The sequence below is a fragment of the Fannyhessea sp. C0108B2 genome, from assembly GCF_056583915.1.
The window spans coordinates 1-20,854 of the sequence record NZ_JBWPJQ010000003.1; the positions used below are offsets into that span (position 1 = coordinate 1).

General features: G+C 45.3%; 26 protein-coding genes. 24 read left to right on the top strand and 2 right to left on the bottom strand.

The window, feature by feature from the left end; all coding sequences use genetic code 11:
* From AC1DBT_RS01940 to AC1DBT_RS01995, 12 genes are all read left to right on the top strand, one after another.
* Positions 1–311: LPXTG cell wall anchor domain-containing protein (locus AC1DBT_RS01940; protein ID WP_480018377.1), on the top strand; the 311-nt coding region annotated here is incomplete at its 5' end.
* A gap of 324 nt (positions 312–635) precedes the next feature.
* Positions 636–1,214, top strand: coding sequence for an HD domain-containing protein (locus tag AC1DBT_RS01945; protein ID WP_480018378.1), 579 nt, complete (start codon positions 636–638; stop codon positions 1,212–1,214).
* 206 nt (positions 1,215–1,420) lie between these two features.
* On the top strand, positions 1,421–1,549 hold the full coding sequence (locus AC1DBT_RS01950; RefSeq protein ID WP_480018379.1) for a hypothetical protein: 129 nt from the start codon (positions 1,421–1,423) through the stop codon (positions 1,547–1,549).
* Positions 1,550–1,764: 215 nt separating this feature from the next.
* Positions 1,765–2,556: a class I SAM-dependent methyltransferase gene (locus tag AC1DBT_RS01955; protein ID WP_480018380.1), complete on the top strand. Its 792-nt coding sequence runs from the start codon at positions 1,765–1,767 to the stop codon at positions 2,554–2,556.
* A 93-nt stretch (positions 2,557–2,649) separates the two neighbouring features.
* On the top strand, positions 2,650–2,982 hold the full coding sequence (locus AC1DBT_RS01960) for a cupin domain-containing protein (protein ID WP_480018381.1): 333 nt from the start codon (positions 2,650–2,652) through the stop codon (positions 2,980–2,982).
* Positions 2,983–3,291: 309 nt separating this feature from the next.
* Positions 3,292–3,666: a 30S ribosomal protein S12 gene (rpsL, locus tag AC1DBT_RS01965; RefSeq protein ID WP_006302362.1), complete on the top strand. Its 375-nt coding sequence runs from the start codon at positions 3,292–3,294 to the stop codon at positions 3,664–3,666.
* Positions 3,667–3,735: 69 nt separating this feature from the next.
* Positions 3,736–4,206: a 30S ribosomal protein S7 gene (gene rpsG, locus AC1DBT_RS01970; RefSeq protein WP_006302363.1), complete on the top strand. Its 471-nt coding sequence runs from the start codon at positions 3,736–3,738 to the stop codon at positions 4,204–4,206.
* A 34-nt stretch (positions 4,207–4,240) separates the two neighbouring features.
* Positions 4,241–6,337 carry an elongation factor G gene (gene fusA / locus AC1DBT_RS01975; RefSeq protein ID WP_276776469.1) on the top strand — a complete coding sequence of 699 codons (2,097 nt, stop codon included), beginning with the start codon at positions 4,241–4,243 and terminating at the stop codon, positions 6,335–6,337.
* A 50-nt stretch (positions 6,338–6,387) separates the two neighbouring features.
* The gene (gene rpsJ / locus AC1DBT_RS01980; protein WP_006302365.1) at positions 6,388–6,696 is read left to right on the top strand and encodes a 30S ribosomal protein S10; all 309 of its coding nucleotides are present in this window, start codon (positions 6,388–6,390) and stop codon (positions 6,694–6,696) included.
* A gap of 325 nt (positions 6,697–7,021) precedes the next feature.
* The gene (gene sstT, locus AC1DBT_RS01985; protein WP_480018382.1) at positions 7,022–8,278 is read left to right on the top strand and encodes a serine/threonine transporter SstT; all 1,257 of its coding nucleotides are present in this window, start codon (positions 7,022–7,024) and stop codon (positions 8,276–8,278) included.
* 233 nt (positions 8,279–8,511) lie between these two features.
* Entirely contained in the window at positions 8,512–10,002 is a 1,491-nt protein-coding gene (locus tag AC1DBT_RS01990; RefSeq protein WP_480018383.1) for a zinc ribbon domain-containing protein, read from the top strand.
* A gap of 180 nt (positions 10,003–10,182) precedes the next feature.
* Positions 10,183–11,208, top strand: a complete 1,026-nt coding sequence (locus tag AC1DBT_RS01995; protein WP_480018384.1) for a DUF6574 domain-containing protein — start codon at positions 10,183–10,185, stop codon at positions 11,206–11,208.
* Between the two features lie 261 nt (positions 11,209–11,469).
* On the opposite strand, the gene AC1DBT_RS02000 is transcribed toward AC1DBT_RS01995, so the two are convergent.
* Together AC1DBT_RS02000 and AC1DBT_RS02005 are read right to left on the bottom strand one after the other, a co-directional pair.
* A complete protein-coding gene (locus tag AC1DBT_RS02000) occupies positions 11,470–12,768 on the bottom strand; it encodes a serine hydrolase (RefSeq protein ID WP_480018385.1) in 1,299 nt (432 codons plus the stop codon).
* Between the two features lie 158 nt (positions 12,769–12,926).
* Positions 12,927–14,495, bottom strand: a complete 1,569-nt coding sequence (locus AC1DBT_RS02005; RefSeq protein ID WP_480018386.1) for a YARHG domain-containing protein — start codon at positions 14,493–14,495, stop codon at positions 12,927–12,929.
* Between the two features lie 510 nt (positions 14,496–15,005).
* Here AC1DBT_RS02005 and rplC point away from each other — a divergent pair.
* From rplC to rplX, 12 genes are all read left to right on the top strand, one after another.
* Positions 15,006–15,626 carry a 50S ribosomal protein L3 gene (gene rplC, locus AC1DBT_RS02010; RefSeq protein ID WP_480018387.1) on the top strand — a complete coding sequence of 207 codons (621 nt, stop codon included), beginning with the start codon at positions 15,006–15,008 and terminating at the stop codon, positions 15,624–15,626.
* Positions 15,627–15,663: 37 nt separating this feature from the next.
* A complete protein-coding gene (gene rplD / locus AC1DBT_RS02015) occupies positions 15,664–16,290 on the top strand; it encodes a 50S ribosomal protein L4 (RefSeq protein ID WP_480018388.1) in 627 nt (208 codons plus the stop codon).
* A complete protein-coding gene (rplW, locus tag AC1DBT_RS02020; protein ID WP_006302373.1) occupies positions 16,290–16,595 on the top strand; it encodes a 50S ribosomal protein L23 in 306 nt (101 codons plus the stop codon). The genes rplD and rplW overlap by 1 nt, the downstream gene beginning before the upstream one ends.
* 129 nt (positions 16,596–16,724) lie before the next feature.
* Positions 16,725–17,561, top strand: coding sequence for a 50S ribosomal protein L2 (gene rplB, locus AC1DBT_RS02025; protein WP_311439177.1), 837 nt, complete (start codon positions 16,725–16,727; stop codon positions 17,559–17,561).
* Positions 17,562–17,592: 31 nt separating this feature from the next.
* The gene (gene rpsS / locus AC1DBT_RS02030) at positions 17,593–17,850 is read left to right on the top strand and encodes a 30S ribosomal protein S19 (protein WP_006302375.1); all 258 of its coding nucleotides are present in this window, start codon (positions 17,593–17,595) and stop codon (positions 17,848–17,850) included.
* Positions 17,851–17,865: 15 nt separating this feature from the next.
* A complete protein-coding gene (gene rplV, locus AC1DBT_RS02035) occupies positions 17,866–18,225 on the top strand; it encodes a 50S ribosomal protein L22 (protein WP_006302376.1) in 360 nt (119 codons plus the stop codon).
* Positions 18,226–18,232: 7 nt separating this feature from the next.
* Entirely contained in the window at positions 18,233–18,943 is a 711-nt protein-coding gene (gene rpsC / locus AC1DBT_RS02040) for a 30S ribosomal protein S3 (protein ID WP_006302377.1), read from the top strand.
* Positions 18,943–19,368, top strand: coding sequence for a 50S ribosomal protein L16 (gene rplP / locus AC1DBT_RS02045; protein WP_006302378.1), 426 nt, complete (start codon positions 18,943–18,945; stop codon positions 19,366–19,368). The genes rpsC and rplP overlap by 1 nt, the downstream gene beginning before the upstream one ends.
* Positions 19,369–19,373: 5 nt before the next feature.
* Positions 19,374–19,586 carry a 50S ribosomal protein L29 gene (rpmC, locus tag AC1DBT_RS02050; protein WP_006302379.1) on the top strand — a complete coding sequence of 71 codons (213 nt, stop codon included), beginning with the start codon at positions 19,374–19,376 and terminating at the stop codon, positions 19,584–19,586.
* A gap of 18 nt (positions 19,587–19,604) precedes the next feature.
* Complete coding sequence (gene rpsQ, locus AC1DBT_RS02055) at positions 19,605–19,871, top strand: 30S ribosomal protein S17 (RefSeq protein WP_006302380.1); 267 nt, start codon at positions 19,605–19,607, stop codon at positions 19,869–19,871.
* A 73-nt stretch (positions 19,872–19,944) separates the two neighbouring features.
* Entirely contained in the window at positions 19,945–20,313 is a 369-nt protein-coding gene (rplN, locus tag AC1DBT_RS02060) for a 50S ribosomal protein L14 (RefSeq protein WP_010241540.1), read from the top strand.
* A 14-nt stretch (positions 20,314–20,327) separates the two neighbouring features.
* Positions 20,328–20,648, top strand: a complete 321-nt coding sequence (gene rplX, locus AC1DBT_RS02065; protein ID WP_010241542.1) for a 50S ribosomal protein L24 — start codon at positions 20,328–20,330, stop codon at positions 20,646–20,648.
* Positions 20,649–20,854 lie beyond the last annotated feature (206 nt).

Sequence of the window (20,854 nt, forward strand, 5' to 3'; positions counted from 1 at the left end):
ACTTAAAAGACAGCGCTCCAGCCACAATAGCAAAAGATGGCTATAAGTTTGACAAGTGGAGTCCTGCGCTTGATGCTACTGTCATAGCCAATGACTTAACAATAAAAGCCTGCTTCAAGGAAGCAGACGCACCTGCGCCAGCCCCAGCGCCAATGCCAGCTCCAGGCAGCAATAATCTACAAGCAGCAACCGCAACGGCTGTGCCACAAACAGGTGATAGCGCAAACGGGCTATTATACGCTGCGCTTATGGGGTTGCCAGGAGTATCGCTTCTTGCTGCAGGTTTTAGGAAAAGAAGAAAACAGCATTAAATAACTTAGTGCCAAATAGCCACTAAATGAAAACGACCTTTGGGATGCGTGTGCGTTTCTAAAGGTCGTTTTTGATAGCTGAGTTTATAGACAATTGCCATGGCGTAATCATAATCGTTTTAGATAAGCACAATCGTTTTATAGCTCATATATTTAGGTATCCAAGTTTTGGAGGAACATGACGTTTTTCGTGAGAATACGTAATGTGCTAAATACACGCCTTGGTATATTTATTTTATGTCGAGCACGCTTTCCAGCTTTGTCTTTTTTTGCTATAGTTAGTTTGTAAGAAAAAAGACTTTCGGAGATGTAAGTATGCTTTATATGAACTATGAAGATATGGTTTTATTTACGGACAAGAAAGAAGAAGTATTCGTAAATCTTGATGGTACATTGCAATATTCCCCTACAAGTTATAGTTTTTCCGGAGAGTCTATTGATGCAGAAGAAGTTGACGACTTAAATGAAGTTATTGCATTCTTTCAAACTAAATATTCTGTTGCATTAGCATTAGCAAAGAAAGCTTTCCGAGGGAAAAAAGACAAAGCTGGAAAACCTTATATTCATCATCTTATTGCAGTTTCTAATTCTGTTTCGACCTACCAAGAGCAAATTATTGGATTGTTACATGACCTATTAGAAGATACAGATTATACATATGATTATCTTCTTGACAATTTTGGTTATCTAGTGGCTAACGCAGTTCGTAGACTCACGCATAAAAAAGATGTTGATTACATGGACTACATTAAGCAAATTAAAACTGCAGCACCCTATGTTCGTAATGTCAAAATTGCAGATCTCTGTAATAATGTAGATCTTGGACGATTGTCAGAAGTAACTGATGAAGATAGACAACGCCAGAAAAAATATCTTAAAGCTTTAGTTTATCTACTATCTTAAGTTGGAAATTTCTGTTTCACATCAATAAAAAAGGCGAAAAAAGAATCTGCAGAGCGACTGTAGGTAAATGCAGATTTGCGAAACAACTTGTTGAAACTCCTATGTGAATTTTTATTTTTGGCAGAAACGCCTATAAGCAAACTATTCAACATGCAGCTCCTATTGAACCTTTTCTTTCTGCTATTGTTGACAGACAAGGCGGAACTATGGTTGGTTTGGAATTTAAGTTTAAGACAAAAGAAAGTTTGCCAAGTAAAACTAATGCCGCCAAGGAAATACAGATAGCGTCCTCGTATAATACGTTAGCCGAGCGCTTTGTTAAACAGGAGATGTAAGCTGGTTTGTGCCGCGTGTCTTACGGTGTGCGTCTCACGTATCGCCCCGTGCGTCTCACGCTGCGCGTCTCGCGCCTTGGGTCTCACGCCGCGCGTTCAAAATTGGTGATTCGTGTTTACGTCTCATACAATCGGGTATGATTAACCAAAGCTAACAATATTTCGTAGGCGGCACGCCTTTGCCAGCATGCCTGTCTTTTGGAGGTGAATCATACATGGATCACAACTCATACATGTTTGAAAACAAAAACATCGCAACCGTACCCGGACACTGGCTTTTGGCTCGTTTGGGCAAGCGCGTTTTGCGTCCTGGCGGACTTAAACTTACTCAAGCAATGCTTAATGAGGCCCAGCTTGCCAACAAAGTTGTGGTTGAGCTTGCCCCAGGTATTGGTAGAACGGCTCAAGAAATTCTCGCGCGCACGCCTTTGTCCTACACGGGTATCGATGCTAACGCCGATTCGGTTAAACTTGTATCGGCTTTGGTTAAAGATAAGGGAACATGCAGGCAAGGCATGGCTCAAGATACCAAACTCCCCGATGATTACGCCGATGTAGTTGTGTGCGAAGCTATGCTCACCATGCAAACGCCCGAAAACAAGCGTGCAATTCTTCGTGAGATTCATCGTATTTTAAAGCCGGGCGGAACCTTTGTAAGCCACGAATTAGGTATTACGCCTAACAACATTTCTGCTGACGATGAAGCGGACATTCAGCACGATTTATCTCGCGCAATTCGCGTAAACGTAAAGCCTATAACCCAACGTGAATGGGGAGATTATCTGCAGGAAGCAGGTTTTGAACTTACGTGGTCAAAAACCGCTCCTATGGCGTTGCTTAATCCTAGACGCAATCTTGCGGACGAAGGCTTATGCGGCGTTATAAAAATCATAAAAAACGTTCTTACTATTCCAGGTGCTAAACAGCGTGTTTTAGAAATGCGCGCAACGTTTAAGCGCCACGCTAACCACATGTGCGGAATTGCTATGGTTTCGCGCGCAAAGTAGCAGCATGAGCGCAACGCAAACAAAGCGGCAACACGTGCTGCGTGGCGACACACGCGCAAAGTAACTACACGCCTGACAAAAGAGGGAGACAACATGCCAATACAAGACGAACAAACATCGCGTGCGTTCTTGGGAATTGTACAGAATTTGCCAATCACGCGCGAGGGAATTGTGTCAAAAGTTCCATTTGAAACAAAAAATATGCAGGTAAGTGTCTTTTCGGTTGCAAAAGGACAAGAAATATCGGAGCACACATCGCCTAAGGCGGTAATCGTAACGCTTATATCGGGAGCACTTAACTTTACCGTAGGACAAGCCGCACATCATATGGTTGCAGGCGATTTTATATATCTTGCGCCTAACGAACCACATGCGCTTTCTGCGTGCGAAGATAGTCGCGTGCAGTTGGTTATGTTCAACGCATAATAAACTCGCGCTTGCGTATACAATGTGTATAAAAATTGTGAAGTATAGATACGCCCGAGTGCGCGGACTTTTGACAACTGTGTGTATTGGGCGTAAAATTCTTTCGCTTATGAACTTCGTGGGTAAATGCTGTCTCGTACAAGGTTCCATATACCTTGTACTACAGTTTTGAACAACCGCCTGTTGTTCCCAAGATTTGCCCTTGTCATATGTAATTCAACAATCAAAGACGGTGGTGCTGCACAGTCTTTTGATACATAGGTGCTCGCGCGCCGTTATTTCTGTATGTTCTAAGTAAGGAGAAGAGCTTTGCCTACAATCAACCAGCTCGTTCGTCAAGGACGCGTTTCTCAAAAGGCTAAATCCAAAAACGCAGCCCTTCAGCACAATCCACAAAAACGTGGAGTATGCACACGTGTTTTCACAACTACCCCTAAAAAACCTAACTCGGCACTTCGTAAAGTAGCTCGTGTACGTTTGGTAAACGGTATCGAAGTTACAGCATACATTCCGGGCGAGGGCCACAACCTCCAAGAGCACTCAATTGTTCTTATTCGTGGTGGTCGTGTTCGTGACCTTCCTGGTGTACGTTATAAGATCGTACGCGGCGCATACGACTGCGCGGCAGTTCAAGATCGTAAAAAAGCTCGTTCCCGTTATGGCGCAAAGCGTCCTAAGGAATAAGTTTTAGCTGCTCTTGTATTAGTTCGTTCAAACTTACAACGCTGTATTGTAAGGTTAAAGGAGAAAATTATGCCGCGTCGTTCAGCTGCCGTCCGCAGAGAAGTAATGCCGGACGCTGTTTACAACAATCGTCTTGTTACGCAATTGATCAATAAAGTTTTGCTCAACGGTAAAAAATCAACCGCTGAGCGCATTGTTTACGGTGCATTTGATTTGGTTAAACAAACTACCGAACAAGATGCCCTTGCCGTATTCAAAAAAGCTATGGATAACGTACGTCCAACTTTGGAAGTTAAACCTAAGCGTGTTGGTGGTGCTACCTACCAAGTTCCTATGGAAGTTAACTCACGCCGTGCTACTACACTTGCTATTCGCTGGTTTGTAACTTTTTCGCGTGCACGTAAAGAAAAAACCATGGCCGAGCGTCTTGCTCACGAAATCATGGATGCTGCCAATGGTGTAGGAGCTTCCGTTAAAAAGCGTGAAGACCTCTTCAAGATGGCAGAAGCAAACCGTGCCTTCTCGCACTATCGTTTCTAGATTATTGTTCAAGTCTTGAGAAAGTAGCACATAGATGGCAAAAGTTAAGTATAAGCTCGAAGATCTTCGTAACATTGGTATCATGGCGCATATCGATGCTGGTAAGACCACCACAACCGAGCGTATTCTTTATTACACAGGTAAAACTCACAAAATTGGTGAGGTACACGATGGTGCAGCAACCATGGACTGGATGGTTCAAGAGCAAGAGCGTGGTGTAACCATTACCTCTGCTGCAACTACCTGTTTTTGGAAAGATCACGTTATTCAAATTATCGACACCCCAGGTCACGTAGACTTTACCGCCGAGGTAGAGCGTTGCTTGCGTGTTCTGGACGGTGCTGTTGCAGTTTTCGACGCTGTAGCAGGTGTTCAACCGCAATCCGAAACCGTATGGCGCCAAGCTGCTAACTACGGTGTTCCTTGTATTGCATTTATTAACAAATATGACCGTGTTGGTGCAGACTTCTTCCATGCAATTGAAACCATGAAAGATCGTTTGGCTGCAAATGCAGTAGCCGCACAAATTCCTATGGGTGCCGAGTCTAACTTCTGGGGTCTTATCGACCTCGTTACCATGCAAGCATGGGACTTCAAGGAAGACGCTAAGGGAATGATTTACCCTGAGGTTATGGATGCAATCCCCGACGAATTCAAAGAGGTTGCTCAAGAGCGCCGCGACATGCTTTTGGATGCTGCTGCAAACTTCTCTGATGAGCTTATGGAAGCTGTTCTTGAGGAAGCAGACATCGATGTAGACATGTTGAAGGCTGCTATCCGTAAAGGTGTTCTTTCTGGCGAGCTTAACCCTGTATTTGTTGGTTCTGCATACAAAAACAAGGGTATTCAAGAGCTTTTGGATGCAGTTGTTGATTATCTGCCTTCACCTTTGGACGTTAAAGAAATCGACGGTAAAGACCTTAAAGGTAACGACGCCGTACGTCATGCCGATCCAAAAGAGCCTTTCAGCGCCCTTGCATTTAAGATTATGACCGACCCCTTTGTTGGTAAGTTAACGTATATCCGCGTGTATTCTGGTCAGGCCGAATCGGGTAGCTATGTTTATAACTCCGTAAAGGATAACCGCGAGCGCCTTGGTCGTATTTTGGAAATGAACGCTAACGATCGTGTTGATCGTGACGAGTGTTCTGCAGGTGACATTGTTGCATGCGTTGGTCTTAAAAATACTCAAACTGGTGATACGCTTTGCGACGAGAAAAACGCAATCGTGCTTGAGTCAATCGACTTTGCAGATCCTGTTATCGACGTTGCCGTAGAACCTAAATCAAAGGCCGAGCAAGACAAGATGAGCGTTGGTTTGGCAAAGCTTGCCGAAGAAGACCCAACCTTCCAGGTTCACACCGATCACGAAACTGGTCAAACCATTATTGCTGGTATGGGTGAGCTTCACCTTGAAATTATTGTCGACCGTCTGCGCCGTGAGTTCCACGTAGATTGTAACGTTGGTAAACCTCAGGTTGCTTATCGCGAAACTGCAGGACACGAAGTTAAACATGTTCAGGGTAAGTTTGTTCGCCAGTCTGGTGGTCGTGGTCAATATGGTGATGCAATTATTGATGTTGAGCCTAAAGAGCCAGGATTTGGTTATGAGTTTGTAGACGCAACGGTTGGAGGTTGTATTCCTAAAGAGTACATTCCATCTGTTGATAAGGGTATTCAAGAGGCTCTTACTTCGGGCGTTATTGCAGGTTACCCTGTTCAAGACCTTAAAGTTACCCTTGTTGAAGGTTCTTACCACGAAGTAGACTCATCAGAGGCCGCCTTTAAGATTGCAGGTTCTATGGCAATTAAAGCTGCATTGCAACAGTCCGATCCTGTATTGCTTGAGCCTATTGAGTCTGTTGTGGTAGAAACACCAGAGCAGTACATGGGTGATGTTATGGGTAACCTTACTGGTCGTCGTGGAAAGATCGAAGGTATGGAAGACCGTGCAAACACCAAGCTTATTCGTGCAAAGGTGCCTTTAGGTGAGATGTTTGGTTATGCAACCGATCTTCGTTCTCAAACTCAGGGTCGTGCTTCTTATACGATGCAGTTCGATTCATATGAAGCAGTTCCCAAGAGCATCCGTGAGCAAATTGTTAGCAAAGCCGGCGGAAGCGCAAATTAGTATTCGTAGCCTAAGATAGCGTGTGAGCTATCATTAATGGAGGTATTGAAGTGTCAAGTCAGAAGATCAGAATTCGCCTCAAGGGCTATGATCACGAGGTAGTTGATCAGTCCTCAAAGCTTATTGTAGACACCGCACAAAAAACGGGTGCACGTGTTTCAGGTCCTATTCCTTTACCAACCGAGCGCAAACTTTATACCGTTATTCGCTCACCTCACAAGGATAAAGATTCTCGTGAAGAGTTTGAGATGCGTACTCACAAACGTTTAATTGATATTCTTGACCCCAGCTCATCTACGGTAGATTCCCTTATGCGTATGGATCTTCCTGCTGGTGTTGATATTGATATTAAGCTTTAAGCGCTGTGCGTTTTAAGTAACGCGTTATATGCACGTGTATAAACCGAGCTCATCCGAGCTCGGTTTTTTGTTTCTTGTGCCTTGTGGCTTTGTAACTTGTGGCTTTAGGGCGCATGACTTTGCGGCTTGCGGCTTTTGCTACGCTCTTTGTTTCGGCCTGCATTTTGTATTTTTCTATTCTGTTAACTTTTGAGCTCAAAATTCGTTTGTCAGGCCTTTCAATCTTAATAACTTATATAATCTCTAAAACACGCACAAATCTTGTAAGAGTGAATACAAATTAATATCTATAAGACATTCTGCATAATTACCTAAGGAGGCTCACATGCATAGGATTGTTCAAAGGTGGAACAGCATTGACCTTATTTTGCGTATTGTCTTTGGTCTTTTTCTAGGTACGCTGCTTGGTATTTTTGTACCCGCTCACGTTTATGTGCTTGACCTTATTGGCAAGCTTTTTGTAAATGCACTAAAATCTGTTGCGCCAATTCTGGTATTTTTCCTTGTCATTGGTGCGCTTGCGCAAGCAAAAAGTGCGGGTAATATGAAGCTTATTATTGGGCTTTATACATTGTCTACCTTTAGCGCTGGTCTGGTAGCTGTGTGCGCAGCCATGCTTTTCCCCGTTGATTTTACCTTTGCGCATGTAGAAGCCGCGGCTTCGCCCTCGCCCGAAGGCATTGGCGAGGTCCTTAATTCGCTCGTGTTAAATATCGTAGTTAATCCCGTAGACGCGCTGGTAAAAGGTAATTTTATTGGTATTCTCTTTTGGGCAATTGCTTTTGGTGTTGCGCTTCGTTTAGCCGAGCCTTCAACCAAGGCATTTTTTGATAACGTATCTTCTGCCATTGGAAAAATTGTCCACTGGATTATTAACGCTGCACCATTTGGTATTATGGGTCTTGTTTATACAACCGTTGCAAGTAATGGTCTTCATATTTTCACCGAGTACGGCGCCGTTATTGCGCTGCTGGTATGCACCATGATTGTTACCGCTTTGGTTGTTAACCCTCTTTTGGTGTTTGCCCTTACGCGTAAAAATCCCTATCCGCTTGTATTGCGCACCTTGCGCGATTCAGGCGTTACGGCATTCTTTATGCGATCCTCAGCTGCTAACATTCCTGTTAACATGAATCTGTGCGAAAAACTTGGCTTTGACCCCGATAATTACTCTGTTTCCATCCCGTTGGGCGGAACCATTAATATGGGTGGAGCAGCTATTACGATTTCTATTATGGCTCTGTGTGCAGCTCATACGCTTGGTATTTACGTTGATATTCCAACGGCAGTTATTCTTTCGGTACTCTCAGCGGTTAGTGCTGCAGGTGCATCTGGCGTGGCAGGAGGTTCGCTTCTGCTTATTCCGCTTGCGTGTTCGTCGTTTGGCATTTCAAACGATATTGCCATGCAGGTAGTTGCTATTGGCCTTATTATTGGCGTCATCCAAGATTCGTGCGAAACGGCACTTAATTCTTCTACCGATGTTCTCTTTACCGCGGTGGGCGAGTATCGCATGTGGTTACGTGCTGGTTTGAGTTTTGAAATGGGTAAAGATCACGAACTTGTTCGTCTTAAAAAATAACGTATTGCGCCGTTGATTTCAGCTGATTTCATTAAAGTTAATTTATGCTATGTGCTTTTATAATGTGTTAAAATTATGTATGTTTAACATGTGCGTCAGTTTTGCGCGTGAGTAAGTTTAATCCGTGTGCTTCGTGTGCAGGCAATTACACACGCGCTCAATGCGCAGGTAAATTCTAGGCCTTTATGTGCTGTTTTGTTCTCATAGGGGCTATATAAGAGAAAAGAGGCTCTATGCAGTGCGAACGTTGTGGCGCGCCAAGAGAAGACAATACGAGCGTTTGCGCGCGTTGTGGCAACAAATTTCCTCAGCCAACTTCTAGCGAAGATGCAAGCATTCCTTCTATTGATAGTTTTGGCGATAATTCACGCTCCAATCAGGTAACTCCTCACGCGGACTCGTCCGCTCAAGAAGTTGCTCCTGTTCAGGTAGATCCGTCTTCTCACGTGGATTCAGCTGATGCTATTGAACCTGTGTTTAATCCCACGGTAGCTTCCGCTGTGGATCCTGCTGCAACCTCCGCCGCGCCCGTTGCCACACCTGCTGTTACACCAGCTGCCACACCAGTTGCATCGCCCGTGTCGCCTGTTGCATCGTCCTCACCTCAGGCGAACGGCTCCGTACCAGGTGCTCAAAACTCTCATGCCACCTCATTTTTCGCTTCAAAGAAAAATCGCAACCTTGCCTTTATCGGCGCAGCTGTTGTGGTAGTCCTTGTTATTGCATTTAATCTCTTTAACTATTTTTCGGGTCTTATTGGTCCTAACGATGTAAAACAAATTATAAGTAGTGATCAAGAACTTATGCAAAACGGCATCGTGCCTAGTCAATGTGTAACTCAGTCTACCTACACCGTTAAAGATGTTGTTGTCGAAGAGCAAAAAGACGTTACCGCAGAAATGCATAGAGGATACGGCGAAAAAGCATTTGGCGCAACCGCAACTAATATTGTGAGCGTGCGCGTAAAAGCAACCATTGTTAACGATAACTTTGAAACTACATTCATCACTCATTTATTGGTAACTAAAACTTCGCAAGGGTGGAAGGGTCTTGCTCCTATTGCCATAAATCCCAAGGATGCAACCACAACTCCATTAAAGGGTGTTGATAAGTCGGATAATTATTCATCCAAGGTAGAATATTCAGACAGCGATTTGCAAAATAACGACGGCACATATACCAGCACAATCACCGCAAGTATGCATGATGAAAATTGGTATGGTAAGACGGATTATTCCTGGTCTGATGTGTATACATTTTCCAACGATAAGGGCTGGACGTTAGACCACAGCACCAAGGATGAACCTACGATTAAAGTCGATTGGAATATGAAAGGGAAAACGTACGAATATGCCTATAAAAGTGATTACTATAGAAATGAAAACATCTCACTGACCATAAATGATATCAATGACAAAACTGCAGATATCTCATATAGTATTTCAAGTGAACCTGCTTCAAGTTCAAGTAGTGCTAAATCCATCAATTTAAGTGGTAGGAAAACAGCAACCATAAAGGCTAAACGTGGTGGTGATATTTCGATTGAGCTCAACGATGCCGATAACGGTGTAACCATTACTATTAGTGACGGAGAGAAAAAGCGCGTTGCAGGTCGTGGTGAAGTTGACGGCTTAGTTGTATCTATTGAAACTCAAAGCGACGATGGAAGTATTTTTGCAGGTAAATATTCCAAGAACTGTGTGTTGATAGAAAAGGCTCAATAGGCTTTGCATAACCAGACTTTAAGCGTCTGGTAGCTTAAGTCTTGCGCCAAGGCTGCCAGACGCAGCCATGCGCCAAGTTTGTCAAGCGCAGCTAACAAGTTGTTTTATATGGTTTGGTGCATTGTGTAACATGGGTGTACTCTAATATTTGCAAAGATGTATCTTTGAAAGTGAGGAACTATGGGAAATACAGTTTTTAGTTGTCCAAAGTGTGGGACTGGTTTAGGTATTGGCGACGCTCAATGCCCTGGTTGTGGTGTAAAAATTAACACCTCGGCATACGCTGCGTATCAGGCAGCGCCCCAGCAACCTGCAGCGCCCCAACAACCTGCAGCCGCGTCCAATCAGGCGGCATCTTCCAGCACGTTTACGGCATCCGCACCTGCATCTGCACCAACGTCTGCAGCCGCAAATAATGTCGGCGTCGCTCAAGGTCAGCCTGCGCCTGCCAGTACCGATTTTTCGCACGACTTCGAAAACGCTGCAAATCAGGCTGCTGCAAAATTTAACGATGTGATGTCTTCGCAAGAAATGCAGCAGGCAAAAGCACGTGCTAACCACTTTTTAGGCTGGCTTGTTGCATCATGGAAGCGTCCAACGCAAGAGCTTAACGCCCCTCATATGTATGGTGTTGTTTCATTTGCATTGCAGGCGTTTATTGTTTCGCTTATGCATTTTATTTCGATTTCTTCGGCTATCAATAGCCAGTCAAAAGCTGTATCTGGCTTTATGCCTCAGCTTGGCGGTGCCGCTCATGCAGTAGCTGGCGCAGCGAATAACTTTTTCTTTGATGTTTTTGTCAAAATGTTTTTCGTAACGCTTATATGCGAGCTTATTTTCCTTGCATGTTCATACGGTGCGTATAAGATGACGCACAGCCAGTCTATGAGCTTTTTTGCCTACATTACTAAGGTTGCACAATATTGTAATTTGAACTTCTTATTTGTGTGCATTGCTTTTGTTTGCAATCTTATTTCACTTTCGTTTTTCAGCGCAATCCTGTTGTGTGTTATGGGGCCGCTGTTCTTTATCGCTACGATCGTAGTAACGGCTAAAGACGCCGAACCAGCTCAAAAAGATATTATGCATGTTTCATTTTTGATGATGCTTGGTTCTTTTGTGTCGTTTGTGATTTATTTCATCTTTGTTTTATCGGTGCTCTTTGCTGGAATGGGATCAATAGCAAATAATCTTATGCATCTATAAAGCGGCTACAGTCTGGGCTGTTGCGGCTCATCAGTTCAGGCGTGCTAGTTGAGCTGCTTTTAGATTCTTTTGCATTGGTAATTAGTGAAGCGTGTTATGCCCGTTGGGTGTAACACGCTTTTTGCTGGTCCTTACGCGAGTGTTGACCAGTTTATGTGCAAGAAACGCTTGGTTTATGCGCGAGGGATACCAATACAAGGAATACCCAGTTTAGACGGGGAGTACTTGACTGGAGTACTTACTTTGTGTACAAATCTTTATTTAGTCAAGCTGGTTAAAATACGCATCTGCCTTTTGCGCAATTTCCTTCATAAGCTTGTTGGCATTGCCTGCTCCAATATCACATAACGCGACAATGACATAGGGGTGCTTACCTAAAACGATGCCCCCATCGTGACGCATTGAGCGCAAAGAGCCTGTTTTATGTGCAAATGCGCCACTTGATATGCCTTCGGCCATTCCTTCGTTGTCTGTTTGTTTGCTTAAGTACTCCAAGGCCTTGGTGCACATGGCGCTGCTTGCAGCTGTACCATTTTTAATTTTATACAAAATGGTAGCTGCGTCACGTGCACTTATCCAGTTTTCGGTATTAGTATTAAGCGCCATAAGTTGTCTATTCAGTGAGGTGTTCTTGCATCCCAACGTTTGAACGCGTTCGTTTATGGCGTCTTGCCCCAGCTTGTTGATAATCACGTTTGTTGCCGTATTATCGCTGTACATAATCATGTAACGACACAATTCGTCATACGAGTAAGATGCATGACGCTCTGTTTGTATAAGGCCGGTTCCTCCAACTACTTTCATGTTTTTAAGCGCAACCCGATCAGCGGGGTTCAACTGCCCATTGTCAACCGCTTCCATATATTTGCACAATACTGCTAATTTAATCATCGAAGCGGATACAAACGCTTTATCTGAATTTACTTGGCAATAGTTTCCATTAGAAGCGTCGATAATACACACCGAAACAGATGAGCCGTATGGCTGCGTAAGCCCCTCAATTTGTTGCTGAAGCTCTTTGATTTCTTGAGGCGCACTTTGTTCGGCTGAATTCTCATTTGTCTTGGTGGTATCCGCTCTGTCTGCGTTTTCTGCTATTCTATCTTGGACGATGTGAACTGTTGACGTGTCATCTGAAGCGCTTTGCGCCAATCTGGCTGATTGCTCTGCATTACAAGAAAATACATATGCAAGGACGAGCATCAAAAGCACAATTACTAAAACTATAGCTGCTAACGCGTACTTGTGCGCGGCGTACCAGGTTATCTTTTGGGCTGGATCGTTTGCGCTTGTGTTTGTATTTGTGTTTGCGTTTGTATGAGAACTTGTATTTGCGCTTGTACCTGCGTTTAGGCTTGCACCTGCGCCAGCACTGGTTTCGCCTGCGCCCACGCTTGCGCCTGCACCTGTGCCCACGCCTGCACCAACGCCCACGCCTGTGCCCATGCCTGCACCAACGCCCACGCCTGTGTCCACGCCTGCACCTGCACCTGTGCCCACGCCCGCGCCTGCACTAACGTCCACGCCTGCGCTCGTTGGTTGATTTTGTTTCTCAGTCATACAAGAGCCTATCTACCTGCTTGGATCATCAAATATATGCGGCAAAGAGAAAAACAAGGTGATTAGTCTCTTTGCCGGCATATCTTCCTTGACATATTTTTATAGCATTTCTTTTACCGTTATGTTTTAACGCTTTCGCCAATTGTGCGCGCCCAAAGCTAAACCTTTAAATACAACCAAGGGCTGTAGTCGCCGCGACCTTTAGCATAGGACTTGAACAGCTCGTTGTTAGCAGCCTCTACACCCTGAAGGGACACGTTGGCATGTGTGCACTTGTACCATGGGCAGTTGCGCTCAAAGTAGGTCTGAAGTCCTGGGTTCGAAAACGCATAGCCTTTGCGAGCAAATGGTTCGTTCCAAGCAACGCAGAGCTCTGCTGGAGTTAGATTTTTAGCTGCAAGTTCTTCTGCGGTGTATGCATGAGTATCCGAATCGGCAAGCACATAGCCATTTGCGTCGCGTCTTACCGATCCCGAAAGCGTTGCTCCTGTTGAAGATACGCATTCAAGAGTTACGCTGGTAGCTGACGCTGACGAGCTAATCTTTCCGCTGTATGAGGGCTTAAATGTTCCATAACCTGCGTCTTGGAGCGCTTGCACAGCATCTTTTGTTGATGCTTCGTCTTTCCATGTGCCAACGGTAACGGCGTATTTCTTGGTAAACTTTGCTTCGGGAATGGTTGCGGTATCAACGGTTATGGCAGTAAAGCCGTGAGAGGTAAAGTCGTGTGCGTGGTCATCGGCGTCTTTTTTGTCGTCGCTTTCGTAAACCCATATGCCCCAGAAAGGCTTGGAAGGATTGCACGAGATAGAAAGCGTGGCAGGAGTTTTACTTGAATTGTCGTCCGACTGATCTGTGCTGCTGTCTTCCGAGGTTGCGTCTTGGTCAGTTTGTTCTTGTTGTTGATTTTGCTCTTGCTGAGTGTGAAGATACCAAAATGCACCAGCGGCAATTGCAGCGATGCAAACAATTGCAACGATCAGCGAAATGATAATAATCTTTTTCTTATTTTTTTGCGCTTTCTGTTTAGGCGCTACAGCATTGTCGGCTTGCGCGTAGTCCATGGTATGAGGCTGTGCGGCTGCTGATACGTTGGGCAGCGCTCCTGTTTGCGCCGTTAAACCTTGGTTGTTATTTGCGAGATTGTTAACAGAAGGCATCACCATGGTGGGCATCACGTCTGCTGCAGGGTTAACAGCTTCGGGCATCACACCAGCCGTAGGGTTAACAGCTTCGGGCATCACACCAGCCGCAGGGTTAACAGCTTCGGGCATCACGCCAGCCGCAGGATTAACAGCTTCGGGCATCACGCCAGCAGCAGGATTAACAGCTGGTTCAAGCGCATCAGCCCCTAAGGAATTGGTCTCATGAGCATCCGCATTTTGCCACATATATACATCTGCACCCGTAACATCTTGGGCAGAAATCTCAAGCGGCTCCATTTCAAACGAAGCGTGTGCGTCAAGTGAAAGCGCAAGAGGCTCTTGTGGAAAAACATAGTCTTGACCGTCGCGCGCGTGCAAGGTAATGCTAGCTGCACATGAGGTTTGCGGCGCATCAAACGGATTTGAAATCTTAAGCTGCAAAAACGTTTTATGGGTTTGCGTGTTATTAAGAATTTGGAGCGCATCACAGGTTAGTTTGCACGGACTGTTTACATGAATATGATCCTGCATATTCGCCTGAGTTGCATCCAAACGATAGAGAACTTGCCACGGTGTACTCATGGGCTAGCCAAGCCTTTCTTTTGGCGCACAACAATATGCGTTGCGCGATACAGTTGCTATAACAATTTTGCCTCTTCAAGCAAGCAAAACCAAAGTGATTATTTGCAGCGGCGTGAGATGCCATGCGGCATAGCGGCGTGGGTCGCCATGCAGCAAACGTTGTCGCCTCTACAATTACTATAAATAATACAACAAAACGACCAAAAATATGAGTTATTCGTGAAAGTTTGCGTTCAGTCCCCAAAGTTAGTAGACTAATAAAGCTGCATTTTTATGGATATTTAGCATTTTGTTGCTTGTCTTATCCTGTGTTAAAGACAACTGCTCGCAACAAATGCCAAGTTCAAGCAGCATATATACGTTGTGGTCCGCTGAGGAAAGTGTAGGGTGCACTTGTTAGCAGACGTAAGGTTTTTAGGCCTTATTATGTGCGTTTAATGCACGCATAAGCACGCATAACGCGCGCATGCTAACGAAACGTCTCATGACCACCGAAGGTTAGGAAAACACATGGTCACAACGATTCTTGGTCGCAAGATCGGTATGACACAAGTATGGGATGAGAACGATAACATCGTTCCTGTAACGGTAATTCAAGCCGGTCCCTGCACGGTGTCGCAAGTTAAGACCAAAGCTACAGACGGCTATGACGCTGTTCAAATTGGCTTTGGTGACATTAAAGCTAAGCACGTTAACAAACCCTTGGCTGGTCACTTTAAAGCTCACAACGTTGAGCCTGCTCGCTATTTGACAGAAGTTCGCGTCGAAAACGGCGAAGATCACAAATGCGGCGACGTCGTCACCGTTAAAGATTTTGCAGACGTAGCTGCTGTAGATGTAATTGGTACCTCAAAGGGTAAAGGTTTCCAGGGAACCATTAAGCGCTGGAACTTCTCTTGTGGTCCTAAAGCTCATGGTTCACGCAACCAGCGCGAGCCGGGTTCCATTGGTCAGTGTGCATATCCTGCACGTGTTCGTAAAGGATTGCATATGGCTGGTCACATGGGCGATGAGCGTGTAACTGTTAAAAATCTTAAGCTTGTTCGTATCGACGAAGAGCAAAATCTTATGCTCGTTAAAGGTGCTGTACCTGGCGGCAAAAATGCTCTTGTCTCGATCCGTATGGCCTAAGGCCCAAAGCAAACCCTAGGCTACCAAGGAGATTAAGATGTCAAAGATTGAAGTAAAAAACGTAGAAGGGAAAAGCGCAGATACACTTGAGCTTTCTTCCGACGTTTTTGGTATTGAGCCCAATATCCCTGTTGTGCATCAAGTTGTTGTTGCATACGAAGCTTGCCTTCGTCAGGGTACTCACTCAACTAAAAATCGTTCTGCCGTTTCTGGTGGTGGTGTAAAGCCATTCCGCCAAAAGGGTACTGGACGCGCACGTCAAGGTACAATTCGTGCACCTCAATGGGTAGGCGGTGGCGTTGTATTTGGCCCCACTCCTCACTCACACGCACTTCGTAGCAACAACAAAGAGAAAAAACTTGCTATGAAAAGCGTTCTTTCTGGCAAACTTGCCGACGGCGAACTTATTGTTCTTGATAAATTCGCTTTTGATAAAGTTTCTACTAAACAAGCTGCTGCTATTATCAAGGCTCTTGAGCTTCAAAATAAGCGCGTTACGCTTGTTGTAGACGATGATGATGTTGAAACCTACCTTTCGTTTAGAAACCTTCCTAAGGTAGTTATCTATGCTGCATCCGAAGTAAACACTCGTATTCTTGTCGATAATGCTGCTCTTGTTATGACTGTTGATGTAGCTAAACAACTTGAGGAGGCGCTCAGCTAATGACTTGTGCCTATGAAGTAATTATTCGTCCAGTTGTATCAGAGCGTTCGTTCGATTTGATGAGTTCTGGAAAGTATACATTTGAAGTTGCTGCAAGCGCTCCTAAAGAAGAGATTGCAAGCGCAGTAGAAAAACTTTTTAATGTACACGTTACCAAAGTAAACACAATGTGGGTTCAGCCTAAAACAAAACGCGTTCGTTATGTTGCTGGCAAAACCCGTAAGTGGAAAAAAGCTGTAGTAACGCTTGCCGAAGGCGAGCAAATTGAGGTATTTGCAAATTCCTCTGCAGCTTCTGAAGAGTAAACAAGCGCCCGCTTTGTAATAAAGCGGGTACTTAGCCGCGCGTTATGGATACGCGCGGCAACGTGGTAGTCCGGTGTCGATAAGATAATCCCTAGGCTTATCGGCCAACGGAAAGAAGGGAAGAAAAGTATGGCAGTAAAGCACCTCAAGCCTACGAGTGCTGGTAGACGTTGGCAAACCGTCTCTGACTTTGCAGAGATTACAGCCACCGAGCCCGAGAAGTCACTTCTTGAGCCTCTTTCGTCTAAAGGTGGTCGTAACAACAACGGTCGCATTACTACTCGTCACCAAGGTGGCGGGAACAAACGCAAGTACAGAAGAATAGACTTCAAACGTCGTAAAGACGATGTACCTGCAAAAGTTGCTACTATCGAGTACGATCCAAACCGCTCTGCTCGCATTGCACTTCTTCACTATGTAGATGGTGAAAAGGCATATATCTTATGCCCCGAAGGCTTGCACGTTGGAGATCAGGTTCTTTCTGGATCAAAAGATGTAGATATTAAACCTGGTAACACGATGCCTCTGTCCGAGATTCCAGTAGGTACGCTCATCCATGCTGTTGAGTTCCAACCTGGTAAAGGCGCAGCTATGGCACGTGCAGCTGGAACTTCAATTCAGCTTATGGGTAAAGATAACGGTTATGCAATTTTGCGTATGCCGTCTTCTGAGCTTCGCCGCGTTTTGCTCACTTGTCGTGCAACTATCGGTGAAGTTGGCAATGCCGATCACTCCAACATTGTTGTTGGTAAAGCTGGTCGTCGTCGCTGGGCAGGCGTTCGTCCTACCGTTCGTGGTACGGTTATGAACCCTGTAGACCACCCACACGGTGGTGGTGAAGGTAAGAACCACACTTCTGGTCGTCCATCTGTTACACCTTGGGGTAAACCAACCAAGGGTTACAAGACTCGTGACCCGAAGAAGGCTTCAAACCGCCTCATCATTCGTCGTCGTCGTTCTAAATAGTTGGATACCTAAGTAAGAGGAGATTTACAAAATGAGCAGAAGTCTCAAGAAGGGCCCGTTTGTGGAGACTCGCCTCCTTGCGCGCGTAGCCGCTATGAACGAGGCAGGAAAAAAAGACGTCATTAAAACGTGGTCACGTTCTTCAACCATCTTTCCCGAGATGGTAGGACACACCATTGCTGTCCATGATGGTCGTAAGCATGTCCCTGTATATCTTACCGAGTCTATGGTTGGTCATAAGTTGGGCGAATTTGCTCCAACTCGTACCTTCCGCGGCCACAAGGCATAAAGGGGGTAAACGTTTATGGCTAACACTCAAGTTCAAGAGGTAAAAGCAACAGCTAAGTTTGTTCGCATGGCACCTCGTAAAGCACGTATGGTTGTTGATTTAATTCGCAACAAGTCTATTGACCGTGCTTTGGAAGCACTTCAATTCTCTACACGCGCTGCTGCAGAGCCTGTTACTAAGGTTTTAAAATCTGCTGTAGCAAATGCCGAGAACAATCACAACCTGCGCGCTCGTACGCTCGTTGTTAAAGCAGCTTACGTAAACGAAGGACCTACGCTTAAGCGTATTCGTCCTCGCGCTAAAGGTTCAGCTTCTCGTATTAACAAGCGCACGAGCCACATTACGGTCGTCGTCGCACCTGGAAAGGAGGCGTAGAGATAGTATGGGTCAGAAAGTACAACCAACCGGTTTTCGTTTGGGCATAACCGAGCAATGGCGTTCTCGCTGGTATGCAGGTAAAAATAACTATGCTCAAAATGTCGGTAGCGATCTTGAAATTCGTAAGTATCTCAAGAAGCGTCTTGCTTCTGCAGCTCTCTCTCGCGTTGAAATTGAGCGTGCCGGCGACAAGGTTAAAGTCGTCATCTTAACATCGCGCCCTGGTATTGTAATTGGTAAAAAAGGTACCGAGATCGATGATCTGCGCAAAGATGTTCAAAAAATTGCCAAGGTTGGCAAAGGCGACGTTAATGTCGAAGTTGTAGAAATTAAACAACCCGATCTCGACGCACAACTTACTGCTGACCGTATTGCAGAGCAGTTGGAAGGCCGTGTTGCATTCCGCCGTGCTGTAAGAAAAGCAGTTCAAGGTGCCACCAAAGCTGGCGCTAAGGGTATTCGTATTCAATGCTCTGGTCGTCTTAACGGTGCCGAAATGGGTCGTGTTGAGTGGTCGCGTGAAGGCCGCGTGCCTCTGCACACTCTTCGTGCCAAGATTGATTATGCACAAGCTACTGCAAGCACCACTATGGGCGCAGTAGGCATTAAGGTTTGGATTTATTTAGGCGAGAAACTTCCAGGACAAAGTGCTCCTAACCCTGCTTTAGAGGGAACAAGCCGTCCTCGTCGTCGCAATGAGAGGAGGAGTCGCTAATGCTGGCACCTAAGCGCGTTCTTCACCGTAAAGTACAGCGCGGCTCCATGAAGGGCCATGCAAAGGGTAATACTGAGCTGCATTTTGGTTCCTATGGACTTCAAGCTCTTGAAGCTCATTGGATCACCAATCGTCAAATTGAGGCAGCTCGTATTGCAATCACCCGTTACATGAAACGTGGTGGTAGAGTTTGGATTACAATTTTCCCGGACAAGCCGATTTCTAAGAAACCTGCAGAAACTCGTATGGGTTCTGGTAAAGGTAACCCAGAGGAATGGGTAGCGGTCGTTAAACCTGGTCGTATCATGTTTGAAATCGACGGCGTGTCTGAAGAAGTGGCTAAAGAAGCGTTGCGTCTTGCACAGCACAAGATGCCTATCAAGACCAAGGTTGTTGCCCGTGCCACGTCGGATGTGGAGGAGTAGACAACATGAAATACACCGAAATTCGTGAGCTGACCGATGAGCAGCTCGCTCAAAAACTCGAAGACGGTCGTTCTGAGCTTTTTAATCTGCGTTTTCAGATGGCAACCAGCCAGCTCGACAACACCGCTCGTGTAAAAGCTGTTAAACGCGACATTGCGCGCGTTCAAACAGAGTTACGTGCTCGTCAACTTGCAGCATCTAAAGCTGCAAATAACTAGTTGCAGGAGAGATAAGTTATGGCAGATACCGAAAGCAGGAATGCACGTAAGGTCCGCACCGGTGAGGTCATCTCGCTTTCCGGCGACAAGACCATCACGGTGCAAATTACGTATCGTAAACACCATCCTAAGTATGGCAAAATGATGACTATCAGTAAGAAGCTTCATGTTCACGACGAGAACAACGAAAGTGCTCTTGGTGATAAAGTTCGCGTTATGGAAACTCGTCCTTTATCTAAAACTAAGCACTGGCGTCTTGTCGAAATTGTGGAGCGCGCTAAATAACGATTTGTGATGCCCATCTCGTTTTAGTGTGTACGTGCTACATACTAAGCGAGGAGGGGTTGGAGGAACAGCAATGATTCAGATGGAGACCATGCTCAACGTCGCTGATAACAGCGGTGCTAAGCGCGTCAAATGCATCAAAGTCTTGGGTGGCTCAAAGCGCCGCTATGCTGGCCTTGCCGACGTCATTATGTGCGCCGTGCAGGAGGCTACCCCAGGTGGTTCAGTAAAGAAGGGTGACGTTGTTCGCTGCGTTGTCGTTCGTACTGTAAAAGAAACTCGTCGTAAAGACGGCAGCTATATTAAGTTCGATCAAAACGCTTGCGTTTTGGTTGACAAGCAAGGTGAGCCTAAAGGTACGCGTATCTTTGGACCCGTTGCTCGTGAGCTGCGTGATCACAAGTACATGAAGATCGTCTCGCTTGCTCCTGAGACGCTTTAGAAAGTGAGATGCTCATGGCTAAATTGAAATTCAAAAAGGGAGACCAAGTTCAGGTCATCTCGGGTAAGGACAAAGGTAAGCGCGGTGAAATTCTTCGTGCTTTGCCTTCCGAAAACAAAGTTGTTGTTGCTGGCGTTGCAGTGGTTAAAAAAGCTCAAAAGCCAACGCAGGCAAATCAACAGGGCGGTATTGTTGAGAAAGAGGCTGCAATCGACGCTTCTAACGTTGCGTTAATTGATCCTTCTACCGACAAGCCTTGCCGCTGCGGATTTAAGGTTCTTGAAGACGGTACAAAGGTGAGAATTTCTCGTCAAACTGGTACCGAGATCAAATAACTTTATCTGCATATATGCATATGAGAGCTCCGAAGCACATGTGGCTTCGGAGCTTTTTTGTTGACAAAAGAGCTTTTCTCTATGTGTTATACTGGTTACCAGGTTGTGTATGTTGGCCGTGCCAGCTTTGTATCTATGCTAACATGTGTTTTATCACCGTATTGATAGATTAGCATACGTAAAATTGGTATATAAGTTGTTTTATA